Source organism: Paenibacillus pabuli NBRC 13638 (assembly GCF_001514495.1).
GTDB classification, from domain to species: domain Bacteria; phylum Bacillota; class Bacilli; order Paenibacillales; family Paenibacillaceae; genus Paenibacillus; species Paenibacillus pabuli.
In genome coordinates, this window is record NZ_BCNM01000001.1 from 503,693 (window position 1) to 516,442 (window position 12,750).

The following is a 12,750-nucleotide window of genomic DNA, read 5'->3' on the forward strand; positions in this document are numbered from 1 at the left end:
ATACTGTGCACAACCAAATGGAACAAAGGGAGCTGAGGGAATGTTGAAGTTCGGTAAAACATTGCTGGTGGGATTAAGTATGGCGATAGGGATAGGCTTGGTTTCAGGGGTTGAATGGTCCTCATCTGCTGCCGCAGCAGGGACGGATTACTACGTGGCGACAAACGGAAATGACTCCAATGCGGGAACAAGCAGCGCGCCGTGGAAGACACTTCAGCACGCAGCAGATGCTGTTCCTGCAGGCAGTACAGTGCATGTTCGTGGCGGTGTGTACAACCAGAAGCTGAAGATCACTCGCTCAGGCTCGGCTTCACAGGGACCGATTGTATTCACTAACGATGGCACGGAGACTCCGATTATTGACGGCACTGGACTTTCGGTTAACGGGATTGAAGGGCTGATTGACCTGGCCGATGTAAATTACGTTACCCTTCAGGGATTTGAAATTCGTAATTATACAACAGCTACCAAGGACGTGATGCCCGTAGGTATTTATGTCCACGGATCAGGCAGCTTCATCAATCTTTCCGGTAACAAAGTCCATGATATCAAAAATACCGCCACCCCAACCGGCAGTGATCTGCTTGGCCGTGACGCACATGGGATCGCCGTATATGGCACAAAAGCGCCTGAATCCATTCACGATATTACGATTAATGGTAATGAACTGTACAATCTTGTGCTCGGCTCCAGCGAATCGCTGGTGCTCAACGGTAACGTGGACACCTTCTCGGTGACCAATAATGTTATTCACGATAACGACAACATCGGCATCGATCTCATCGGTTTTGAAGGTAAAGCTCCGAATACGGCTTACGATCAGGTACGGAACGGACTCGTGAAGGGGAACAAGGTCTACAATATCTCTTCCAATAATAACCCTTCTTATGGGAAGTCACTTCCGAATAACAGTAATGCAGCTGACGGCATTTATGTCGATGGTGGCAAGGACAGTATTATTGAGCAGAACTACAGCTATAACAACGATATCGGTATCGAGATTGCGTCCGAACATGCCGGTAAATCTACCAGCAATATTACAGTTCGAAGCAATGCAGTCTACAACAACCGACTCACCGGCATTGCGATGGGCGGCTACGATACCAAACGCGGGTCCACAGTAAACTGTAAGATCGTTAACAATACCGTATACAAAAATGATACGCTTGGAGATGGCAGCGGCCAACTTTACTTCCAGTATGACACGCAAAATAACGTAATTAAGAACAACATTTTCGTAGCCAGCTCCACAGATGTATTGATTTACAATGAATACACCAAGAATTCCGGCAACGTTGTGGATTATAATCTCTATTTTGCCCCTGCCGGAAGTAATGGAGCTAACTGGACATGGAAAAATAAAGATTATACAGGATTCTCCGCTTATAAAGCGGGAACCGGCAATGACGCACATTCCTTGTTCATTGATCCCAAGTTTGTGAATGCCTCAGGATACGATTTCCATCTCCAATCTTCATCTCCAGCGATTGATGCAGGCAACACGGACAATGCAATCATCGGAACACTGGACATTGAGGGTAATCCGAGAGTACAGGGTGCTGCTGTAAATATCGGCGCCTACGAGTGAGACTTATATAACCTAATGGAAAGATTCTTCCTAAGACAATCCGACAAGGGCAGCTGATTACTCAGCTGCCCTTATTTTATTTAAATATAAGGTTATGTCAAAAAGCTATTAATTAAACTATCGTATCCCGTTACCGTAACCATTTAGCTTCTCAAATCATTTTATTGTATTTGCTATTTCAATTAATGTTTGGTAATCGTATAACGGTTCAAGATTGTTGTTTTTTCCTGAAATAAGAGAGTAAGTTAAGCCCTCGTTTCTCCAATAGATGGCACTTACATGTTCGTCTCCTTGGTTCCATGTTTGCGAACCGTTAGTTAATTTTAGACCTTTCTTCCCGTTTGGAGGCATATCAACCTTTGAGTTTGTAATCATAATGATCAAGTTCAGTCCTTCATCGGTATTTGCATACGTGACTTCTACTGCATCAAATTTACCATTGGTATCTAATATCCTTGCCGATTTTTGAGTAACTTGGAAAGGAACAGACGGTTGTTTGATTTCAAACGGGATCTTAGCTTCCACCTCTTCAAACGAAATTTCATCCCATTTTGTAGTGCAAACCGCTTACGTCCAAGGACGCCTGAAAAAGTTATCTTCTATTTAGGTAGGAGGACATTTCCATTTCGATCCAAGGATAGTAAAATTGGTTATGGGTTGATTAATGCTGAGGTTAATTCACAAATGTAATAAAGAAAGGAGACGAAAAATGAAACCCAGACACATCAAGCGCTGGATCGTCATCTGTTGGACCATCATCCTGATACTGGACTTGGCTGCGTGCACGCGGTCAGAGTCAAGTGAACAACGGTCACTTCCACAGTCTGTTCATTTTACGGAGCAGCCAGTTGGATACAACCTGAACCCGGATGAACCCGCATGGAAGTTTGATACCACGCCTGTGGATTTGAACTGGTTTGTAGGTGCGAACTGGTATGGCCATACGTGGGGTAAGAGCTTGACCTCCAAATATGTAACAGAGAAAACAGGTGTCAACATCACATTTGAAGTGCCATCCGGTGAAGCCAGTGAACAAATTGCGCTCATGATGACCTCCGGCAAGCTGCCGGATTTGATAACAATAGGCTCGTGGGAAAGTGCTATTCATAAGTTGTGGGAAGGTGATCAGGTATATGCCTTAAATGAACTGGCGGAGCAATATGATCCTTACTTTTTCAAGGTCGCGGGGGACGGTACATTGAAGTGGTATCGTCAGGAGGACGGTAATACATATGGCATTCCAAATGATTCATACAGCCCCAGCCTGATGCAGGCCACCGGTTTGACGGCTGCGAACCAAACCTTTTTGGTCCGAAAAGATCTGTATGAGGCTATGGGCAGACCGGATTTGAGTACTCCGGATGGCTTTCTGAACGCATTGCAACTCTTAAAAGATCAGTATTCTGTGTACAAAGGTCAGCTCATTAGTCCCTTCTTTGCGCAGGGGAATGTCTCTTACGGGATGACGGAGTACCTGCAAAACCTGCTGGCTATTCCGCATGAAAAGGGAGGCAAATTTAACGACCGTATGACCGACCCGGACTATATCACCTGGTTGAAAACATTTCGCACAGCTTATGAGCGAGGTCTGATTAATGTGGATTTTCTGGTAGACTCGAATGCTCAGGTAGAGGAAAAAACCAGTAATGCCCGTTATTTTATGATGATTCGCGAGTGGACGAGCATGGCGGCGATCAATCCGGTATTGGCCGCAGGCGCATATCCCAATTCGTACTACATCGCTGTGGATGGCCCGCAAAATAGTCACGGTGATTCCGCCAGACTGTTCCCTGGCAACATGGACGGCTGGATGGTTACGATGATTAGCAAATCCACCAAGAACCCTGAACGAGCCATTCGATTTTTGACCTATTTAGCGAGCGAAGAAGGCCAAAGGGATGTATTTCTGGGCAAAGAAGGCGAAACATGGGCGATGAGGAATGGCAAACCGCAGTTGACAGCGGAAATGATCCAATTGCTTGACACGGATAGGGAGCGGCTGGAAATGGAATACGGTATCATGGACACCTACTGGATGCTGCGCAACCCTGCCTTCGTTAACCAGTGGAGACCAGAAAAGGCGCCATCCGTTAAGCAAATGGAGGCGTTCGCGAACAAACAAGCGGATATGGACAGCGGCATCTATAAGGGAATAGATCCTATAGGAGATTCCGATATAGCCTTATCCTGGTCGCGTATTTCTCAGAATTGGGAAGAAGTTCTGCCTGAACTGATTACTGCCAAAGATGAAGCTGCTTTTGATAAAATTTTCGAAAATTACCTGGCCCGCCGTGTGAATTATGGTTTTAACCAGGTGATGGAATACCGTCAGGCCGAGCTGGAGGTGAGAAAAGCCAAGATGGCTGAATAACCATTCCCTAACATCCTCGCTATCTATCAGCTAACTTGTCATATATGGTATAACAAAGGTGGTGAGACAACAGCATGAAACACCTACTGACTAGATTGAGGAAACTTTACCGCAATGCCCGTATATCCCAGAAGCTGTTTCTGGCGTTTAGCCTGATGATTGCCATACCTGTTATTTTGGTATCCTTTCTATATATTCGCATGCAGGAAACCCAATTATACAAGGACGCTATGGCAGCAGGCAACAGCCACGTTTCATGGTTAAACGAACAATTGCGCAGCAGAATGGACATCATTGAGAACGCTTCCAACACTGCGCTCACCCAAAAGGCATTTGTGGATTTTATTCATTCCAATATGCTTGTGGATGGACTGCGACTGGTGAAATTTAAACAAAACCAATTTGAGCAAATGCAAAATATCATTCAAAGCAATGCGATGATCAGTGAGCTCAGCTTTTACGTGGATAATCCGAACTTATATGAAATCTGGCCTGAAATATATCATTATCAGAAATTTTGGCCGCAGGATTACTGGGCAAAGCTTCGTGATGAAGGTGGTGCGGCTTACCGCTTATTTTCTTTTAAGGATGGTGAACATACGCTATCCTACTACCGGCTGGTTCGCCTTCAGGGTCAGGAGCAAAAACGGCCTAGCATTATGGAAATTCGCGTCCCGCACAGTATGTTTTTCAGCGACCTGCTCCAAGAGAGCAAAGGAGACTTTTTTTCTGTTTTAATGAACGAAACCGATCCTCCCCAATATGTTTATAATCCTCAGCATGAGTTTTCTCGAAAATCCGGAGAAGGACTGGACGAAATCCTTGACGGTATTCATCGCCAGTTGGATGTACTTCCACAGGAAAGTCCAGTTAAGATTAAGGTAGGAGATCAGAGCTACTACGCACTGTACCGTTACATCGCTCCGCTGAACACTTATGTGGTTGATATCGCTTCCCATCAGGCATTGATGAAGGGGCCACGCAGTTGGTATGCATTTGTGGTAACGATTACATTATGTATACTGCTGCTCATCATGCTGCTCGTATCTCATACAACTCGGCGCATTTTTCGACGGCTGGACAGCGTACTGGCTTCAATGCGTCAGGTACGGAAAGGGCAGCTGGATGCAATGATTGATACCGGCCTTGATGAGAACGAAAGAGGGGATGAGATCGATGAGGTGGCTGTGAGCTACAACAAAATGTTACATGAGGTCAAACGTTTGATGACACAGGTCGTGGATAAACAATTGATCGCCAAAAACGCACAGCTGCATTCACTGCATTCGCAGATCAATTCTCATTTTTTGTATAACGCATTGGAATCTATTCGAATGCTCGCGGAGGTCCAACGGCAACCCGCTATTGCGAATTCATTGGTATCGTTAGGTTCGCAACTTCGCTACAGTATGCAGTGGCGAAGCGATACGGTTGCGCTAAGTGAGGAACTTGCCAATATTCAAAGCTACATTCAATTTATCAATCTAATGGAAGGCGGTAGCATTATATTGACGGCTGATCTGCCGCAGGAGGTGCTTCGCTATGCGATTCCTAAAATGTGCATGCAGCCTATCGTAGAAAATGCAGTTCATCACGCTGCACCTTCAGGTGGTAGTGTGCGTATTGAGATCACCGTTTCAGTGGAGAATAACCGCCTGCTCATTAAGATACAAGATGATGGAGAGGGGCTAGACCCGGAGATGTTAATTCGATTGCAAGCGGCACTGCGGGGAGAGTCGGATTTGCCGATGGTTACCAGCAAGAACGGACTTGGTTTGGAAAATGTGAATAAGCGGCTGCAGCTTCATTATGGCGAGGATTGCGGTCTTTGGATTGATAGTGTTCAGGGTGCTTATACCTGTGTAACGATACGTTTGCCTTGGGAAAATGTAAATCTTGGAGGGTGGTAGAACGTGATCAATATTCTGGTTGTGGACGATCAAAAGCACATCCGTGACGGTCTGCAGGCGATGCTGCATCAATTTCCTCTGGAACTGGACCACATTTACTGTACCGCAAGCGGGACTGAGTCGCTAATCCTTTTGCGCCAGCATAACATACATATCGTTATTACTGATATTATGATGCCGGACATGGACGGCCTGGCGCTGATGGCACAAACCAAAGATGAGCGCATTGAAGTGGAATACCTCATTATTAGCGGCTATAGTGATTTTACATATGCTCAAAGAGCCATCGAACTTGGGGCAAAGGGATACTTGTTAAAACCTCTGAAGCGAGAGGATCTGCAAACTTCACTGGAACATGTATGGCAAGAAATCCTTACAAGGCAGGCGCTTACGCACAACATGCAGCATGTCACCCGTCTCGCCAGAGAGACAGATCGTAAAGAATTACGAATGTTTATGCAGGGCGCGTTAAACGATGAGGCCTGGATTCTCCAAATCCAGGAACAAAATCCTGCGTTATGGCACAATTATCGCTTATGCCTGCTGCGGGAAAAGTGTTGGATTAACCAGCCGGGTGCAAGCAGCGTCCATAGTATAGAAGCTATTGCCTATGATGTGTTCGGTAGACAAGGTTGCATTTGCCTGCAGCACAGCCCGTACCTGATCCTTGCGGTGAATGCAGCTATAGATCCGGATGCTATTCCAGCGGCGCTCAAAGAACGAATGATCGATGCCATAACCATGATGACCGACTCGCAGCAAGGGTTAAAGATGTTGCCCAGCAGTTATACACAAGTACTTGAGCTATACCGCCATAGTTACCTGTTTCCAGATCAATGTATTATCCTTCCAGCGCATATTGAGCATATGGAGCAGCAGTGGCAACTTCCCTATGAAGAGTTATATGAGCTGTTCCAGTCTGTTGGGACCGACAACAGTGGTAAAATCGCTCAAGGCATTTCGGCAATATTTCACAAAAATGTGCTGCAACGGTATCACATTCGCTATACCCAACAGCTCTGCGCCGCCACAGTGCAGATGATGGAGGAATACGAACGAGTAATTCGCCCCTACATGGGGGAAGAAGGGCTGGATCTTGAATCTTTGCGTAATCTATTTGATTATCCGGGGATGCGTGATTATATGCAAGCGCTGCAACAGCAGGTGCTTCGGCTGAATCAGTTGTATTTTGAATATAAGTGCAGCTATCGCCATTCGCATGACTTAAATGAAGCCATCCGTTTTATACACGAGAGCTATCACAAGCCGCTGGACCTCGCGATGGTATCCAATCATGTCTCGCTTAATTACGCCTATTTCTCAAATCTGTTCAAGAAGAATATTGGCAAAGGCTTTGCCGAATACCTGCGAGATGTACGTCTGGATAAAGCGCGGCGGCTCCTAGCCGATACCGATCATAAAGTTGTTGAGGTGGCTGCGATGGTAGGGTATGAAAGTTACAAAAGCTTTACACGGGCGTTCCGCCTTGTGATGCAGATCCAACCTACAGAATACCGACAGATGATGCGGCAGAAGGCAGAACACGAAGCTCCATACCATACCTAACAACATATACAGCATTATAAAAAAGACAATCCTATAGTTAAATATGCGAATTAAATCAAAAGCCAAAAAAATGGGATATAACAAAAATAATTGTACCTTTTCAGCTGATTATCCTTTTCGATAGAATAAAGATATTCCACAATGTAAGCGATTTCCTTCAAACGCTTAGACTGGGAGAAGCTATTATTTTATCAAAGGAGGGCAATTATGAAACCATCTCACATTATGGAGAAACGGTTTATGAAAAAGGTAGTTGGTTTTTTCTTAGTGGTTGTGATGCTGGCTAGTATTGGCATATTGCCGACTTCGAAAGTTCAAGCAGCTGGAACAACTGTTACCTCAATGGAGTACTTCTCACCAGCAGACGGACCTGTTATTTCAAAATCTGGCGTTGGCAAAGCCAGCTACGGATTTGTCATGCCCAAGTTCAATGGAGGCTCCGCTACGTGGAACGATGTTTACAGTGACGTGGGTGTGAATGTGAAAGTGGGCAACAGCTGGGTTGATATTGATCAAGCCGGAGGTTATATCTATAACCAAAACTGGGGGCACTGGAGCGATGGCGGTTTTAATGGCTATTGGTTCACCCTTTCCGCAACAACCGAAATTCAGCTGTACTCCAAAGCGAATGGTGTTAAGCTTGAATATCAACTTGTATTCCAAAACATCAACAAAACAACCATCACAGCGATGAATCCGACACAGGGACCGCAAATTACAGCAAGTTTCACAGGCGGTGCAGGCTTTACATATCCAACGTTCAACAATGATTCTGCGGTAACCTATGAAGCCGTAGCTGATGATCTGAAAGTGTATGTAAAACCTGTAAACAGCAGCACATGGATTGATATTGACAATAATGCAGCCAGCGGCTGGATTTATGATCATAACTTCGGCCAATTCACCGACGGTGGAGGAGGTTACTGGTTTAACGTAACGGAATCGATCAACGTCAAATTGGAATCAAAGACTTCTTCGGCTAACCTTGTTTATACAATTACCTTTAATGAACCCACAAGAAATTCTTATGTCATTACGCCATACGAAGGAACAACCTTCACAGCAGATGCGAATGGTTCCATTGGACTTCCGCTTCCCAAAATTGATGGGGGGGCGCCAATCGCCAAGGAGCTGGGCAATTTTGTATACCAAATTAACATCAATGGGCAATGGGTCGATTTAAGTAACTCCAGCCAGAGCAAGTTTGCTTACTCCGGTAATGGTTACAACAATATGTCCGATGCCAATCAGTGGGGATATTGGTCCGATTACATCTATGGCCTTTGGTTCCAGCCCATCCAGGAAAATATGCAAATCCGTATTGGGTATCCGCTGAACGGACAGGCGGGTGGAAATATTGGGAATAACTTTGTCAATTATACTTTTATCGGAAATCCAAATGCTCCACGCCCGGATGTATCTGATCAAGAGGATATCTCAATCGGAACACCAACCAACCCGGCAATCTCAGGCATGAATCTCATCTGGCAGGATGAATTTAACGGAACGACGCTTGATACGAGTAAATGGAACTATGAAACAGGCTATTATCTTAACAACGATCCCGCTACATGGGGATGGGGAAATGCAGAGCTGCAGCACTATACGAACAGCACCCAAAATGTATATGTACAGGACGGGAAGCTGAATATCAAGGCCATGAACGACAGCAAATCTTTCCCGCAGGATCCGAATCGGTATGCACAATATTCCTCCGGTAAGATCAACACCAAGGATAAACTCTCCTTGAAGTATGGCCGAGTAGATTTTCGTGCCAAGCTTCCTACAGGGGATGGCGTTTGGCCGGCACTGTGGATGCTTCCAAAAGACTCTGTATATGGCACATGGGCTGCATCAGGTGAAATCGATGTCATGGAAGCGAGAGGACGCCTGCCTGGATCTGTAAGCGGTACCGTACATTTTGGCGGACAATGGCCTGTGAACCAGTCTTCCGGCGGTGATTATCACTTCCCGGAAGGGCAAACTTTTGCCAATGATTATCATGTATACTCGGTAGTCTGGGAAGAGGACAACATTAAATGGTATGTCGACGGCAAGTTTTTCTATAAAGTTACCAACCAGCAATGGTATTCCGCAGCTGCACCGAATAATCCGAACGCTCCTTTCGATGAGCCGTTCTACCTCATTATGAACTTGGCGATCGGCGGAAACTTTGACGGTGGGCGTACACCGAACGCGTCTGACATTCCTGCTACAATGCAGGTGGATTATGTACGTGTCTATAAAAAACAGTAACAAGACCGCAGTTTCCATGATCAAGTGAACACAAAAAATGCACAGCTGGAGACCAACAACGTTTTTGTTGTTGGTCTTACCATTTTGGAAGATGAACCGAGCATCTCAAGGGCCGATCTTCTTACCCACAAAACAAGCAGCCTTCGTTCAATTCTTGAATGAAGGCTGCTTAGCGTATTAATAGGGCTATTTATTCTATGATTCCTTGAAAATACTTTTACTGACGGGAGGAAGGTGCTAAATTCGATACCACAGAAGCTTCTTCCCGTGCTTTCGCCTGAGCAGATGGACTTGCTACCACAGGAGCTTCTTCCCTTGCACCCGCTTGAGGAGATGGGCTTGCTACCACAGGAGCTTCTTCCCTTGCACCCGCTTGAGGAGATGGGCTTGCTGCCACAGAAGCTTCTTCCCGAGCTTCCGCTTGAGGAGATGGGCTTGCTACCACAGAAGCTTCTTCCCTTGCTGCCCTTTGAGGAGATGGGCTTGCTACCACAGGAGCTTCTTCTCGTGCTTGCATTTGAGCAGATGGGCGTGCTACCACAAGAGCTTCTTCTCGTGCTTGCATTTGAGCAGATGGGCTTGCTACCACAGGAGCTTCTTCCCTTGCTGCCCCTTGAGGAGATGGGCTTGCTACCACAGGAGCTTCTTCCCGGACACCCGCTTGTTGCGATTGATTCGTTACCGGGGAAGCTTCCTCACTCGCAACTACCATCGGGGTATTGTTGGAAGCCCAAGCCGTTGTCACCGTACTAATTGCAGCAACTAGAAAGAGCGCAGATATCGCTATAACAAACGTTTTCTTCTTCACTTTATTTACATTAAGCATCATGGTTAATCTCCTTTTTAATTGTTTACCATCTCCGGACAAAGAGGAGCACAATGGTGTGGGTAAATTTCTTGATCTGGCTACTACGTTCAGGATCGTTTCCCCATAGCGTTTGCGATCTGCATAGGACATTCCCTTTACGACTTCTTCATCGCAGGACAGTTCGCTCCATGTGTGAATATCCCTGGAAAGCATATGAACCAATGGATTGAACCAATGCACTGCTCGAGCTATTAACAGAAGCATCTTGACCCATAAATCTTTCCTTTTCAGGTGAACAAGTTCATGGTGAAACACCATGGCTATATCCGTATTTGCGGCATTCTCCAAAGGCAGATAAATCGTAGGTTTCCACAGCCCAATCAGAAAAGGACTGCGAATCATGGAGCTGTAAGCAATCCGAACCTCGCTTTTCAGACCCAAATTCCTCTTGACGGTAAGGAGCAGTTTGGAGGCTTCGCTGTTCATCGGAACAATGGTTCGTGTAAGTTCTAGTTTCTTAAGAAACCGATAGTAAGCATAGGTTTGCCATGCTGCAAAAATTATGGCTCCAGTTGCCCATAAGCATATAAAAGAGAGTGCTAGGTTTACTGAAATGGACTGTACCGGGCTGGATTGAACCAGTTGGAATGGCGCAGGCAACCCTGGTTCAGAAGTTAAGGGTAACTTGGTTACGGTTATATTGGATATGAACCTTGTGAACACCCATTGAAAAGCAAGAAAGATGGGCAATAGATACAAAGCTAAAGCCATTTTACCAATGCCAAAACGCCATTTTGCTGGAATGGATTGAAATGAAAAGAGGCGCAGTAACAAGATGAAAGCGACGACAACACTTCCCGCAACGGTTAGGGTAGACAACAATACAAGAATAGTATTCATGGGCTGCACCTACTTTTCCGAAAACCATTGTCTCAGCTCTGCAATGTCTTGATCGGAGAGCTTGTCGCCGTCATACAAAGCTGAAATCAAATTTTTAACCGAGCCTTGATATAAGTCATCTAGGACTTGTTGTGCTTCCAATAGCTTGTAATCTTTGGGTGAGATACAAGGCACATATTTATTAGTACGTCCATGCCTTGTAGCAATAAGAGCCCCCTTATCTACCAATCGGGAGAGAAAGGTGGAGATCGTTTGTGCTTTCCACGCTTTACCTCTTTGGGAAAACATGTGCAGGAGTTCGGTGGATGTGACAGGTGGCTCACACTCCCAGATCACTTCCATCAGCTCCATTTCAGTATCTGATAATTTTTGAATTTGGTTCACGGTGAACACTCCTTACTTCGTTATGCGTCCATAACAAAGGTTATTACTACACTACGTAGTACGATTAATTTACTACATGGTGTAGTATATAGTCAAGTCGAGTTGATAAGTTTACTGTGAAGTAACGGTTTTTAAAACCTGAGAAGAAACTTTGGAATATAATGGGTGATTTAATGCAAAAAAGAGGGTTCAGGGTATATACTTAGGCGTAAATCCTGAAGTACCCAGAGGAGGGCACCATGAATTTGTTTCATATACAATCTACACTGCAAGGGATTAATTGGACCACATCATTCCTGGAAAATAACTTTATTGGCATTGCCTGGCCTGGGATCGGGGATTTGGAGCACGAGCCACCTGAAGAGTGGAAGCACCAACTGATCCAACGTTATGGGATAGGAGAGGCAGAACTGACACAAGTACTGGAGACTCTCCATACTTTTGTGTATATCATGCAGGATGGAGATTATGTTCTGGTAGACGATGATGAATGGACTTATGTTGGTGATCTTGGAGATTATTTTTACGATGATTCGAACGGCACAAGAGAAGAGACCATATGTCACCGAAGAGGAGTTACCTGGCTTGGACGCATTCCCCTAATGGAATTGAATGACAAAGTACGGGCATTACGTAGTCACCATTCAATCATTGCGAAATTTGAACATCCCATTTCGCAGGCACAGCTAGATCCTTGGCTCTCGGTCACTAGGATGAAGACCGATGAAGAAGGTAGTCATTCTGCGGTCAGAGTCGACGAAGGCACAATGAAAGAAGCGCTCGAGGTGTTGAAAGAAGCATTGCACAGCGAAGATGCTGACCTACGCGTCCGTGCAGCGGCAGCTATTTTACAATATGCAAAACCCTAGAGAGAAACGGACAGACAATAACTGTCCGTTTTTCAATTCAAGCAATTGTTTGTACAACATTTTGAAAAGGGGTCAGATCGGTATACTCTCAATCAGAG

9 protein-coding genes are annotated in these 12,750 nt (G+C 45.3%); 6 read left to right on the forward strand and 3 right to left on the reverse strand.

All coding sequences use genetic code 11. From position 1 onward, the window contains the following. The first annotated feature begins 40 nt into the window (after positions 1-40). Positions 41-1,588 (forward strand): right-handed parallel beta-helix repeat-containing protein, encoded by a 1,548-nt coding sequence (locus tag PPA03S_RS01800; protein WP_062319205.1) that lies wholly within the window; start codon positions 41-43, stop codon positions 1,586-1,588. Between the two features lie 156 nt (positions 1,589-1,744). On the opposite strand, the gene PPA03S_RS01805 is transcribed toward PPA03S_RS01800, so the two are convergent. Beyond that, positions 1,745-2,113, reverse strand: a complete 369-nt coding sequence (locus PPA03S_RS01805) for a hypothetical protein (protein ID WP_062319207.1) — start codon at positions 2,111-2,113, stop codon at positions 1,745-1,747. 184 nt (positions 2,114-2,297) lie between these two features. Between PPA03S_RS01805 and PPA03S_RS01810 the strand changes: the two genes are divergently transcribed. The 4 genes from PPA03S_RS01810 (at position 2,298) to PPA03S_RS01825 (ending at position 9,691) form a co-directional block, all read left to right on the forward strand. Then, complete coding sequence (locus tag PPA03S_RS01810; protein WP_062319209.1) at positions 2,298-3,959, forward strand: extracellular solute-binding protein; 1,662 nt, start codon at positions 2,298-2,300, stop codon at positions 3,957-3,959. Between the two features lie 74 nt (positions 3,960-4,033). Beyond that, on the forward strand, positions 4,034-5,869 hold the full coding sequence (locus PPA03S_RS01815; protein WP_062319211.1) for a sensor histidine kinase: 1,836 nt from the start codon (positions 4,034-4,036) through the stop codon (positions 5,867-5,869). Positions 5,870-5,872: 3 nt separating this feature from the next. Beyond that, a complete protein-coding gene (locus tag PPA03S_RS01820) occupies positions 5,873-7,435 on the forward strand; it encodes a response regulator (protein ID WP_062319213.1) in 1,563 nt (520 codons plus the stop codon). Positions 7,436-7,642: 207 nt separating this feature from the next. Beyond that, entirely contained in the window at positions 7,643-9,691 is a 2,049-nt protein-coding gene (locus PPA03S_RS01825; RefSeq protein ID WP_062319214.1) for a glycoside hydrolase family 16 protein, read from the forward strand. 217 nt (positions 9,692-9,908) lie between these two features. Here the strand turns inward: PPA03S_RS01825 and PPA03S_RS01830 are convergent, their stop codons facing one another. Both PPA03S_RS01830 and PPA03S_RS01835 read right to left on the reverse strand, forming a co-directional pair. Further along, the gene (locus PPA03S_RS01830) at positions 9,909-11,399 is read right to left on the reverse strand and encodes a M56 family metallopeptidase (protein WP_062319216.1); all 1,491 of its coding nucleotides are present in this window, start codon (positions 11,397-11,399) and stop codon (positions 9,909-9,911) included. Between the two features lie 9 nt (positions 11,400-11,408). Further along, a complete protein-coding gene (locus PPA03S_RS01835) occupies positions 11,409-11,783 on the reverse strand; it encodes a BlaI/MecI/CopY family transcriptional regulator (RefSeq protein WP_062319218.1) in 375 nt (124 codons plus the stop codon). 239 nt (positions 11,784-12,022) lie between these two features. Between PPA03S_RS01835 and PPA03S_RS01840 the strand changes: the two genes are divergently transcribed. Continuing rightward, entirely contained in the window at positions 12,023-12,652 is a 630-nt protein-coding gene (locus PPA03S_RS01840) for a DUF8426 domain-containing protein (RefSeq protein ID WP_062319220.1), read from the forward strand. The last annotated feature ends 98 nt before the right edge of the window (positions 12,653-12,750 follow it).

Coding starts and splice junctions, on each gene's coding strand:
- PPA03S_RS01800 (WP_062319205.1), top strand. CDS start 41: ATGTTGAAGTTCGGTAAAACATTGCTGGTGGGATTAAGTATGGCGATA.
- PPA03S_RS01815 (WP_062319211.1), top strand. CDS start 4,034: ATGAAACACCTACTGACTAGATTGAGGAAACTTTACCGCAATGCCCGT.
- PPA03S_RS01810 (WP_062319209.1), top strand. CDS start 2,298: ATGAAACCCAGACACATCAAGCGCTGGATCGTCATCTGTTGGACCATC.
- PPA03S_RS01840 (WP_062319220.1), top strand. CDS start 12,023: ATGAATTTGTTTCATATACAATCTACACTGCAAGGGATTAATTGGACC.
- PPA03S_RS01825 (WP_062319214.1), top strand. CDS start 7,643: ATGAAACCATCTCACATTATGGAGAAACGGTTTATGAAAAAGGTAGTT.
- PPA03S_RS01830 (WP_062319216.1), bottom strand. CDS start 11,399: ATGAATACTATTCTTGTATTGTTGTCTACCCTAACCGTTGCGGGAAGT.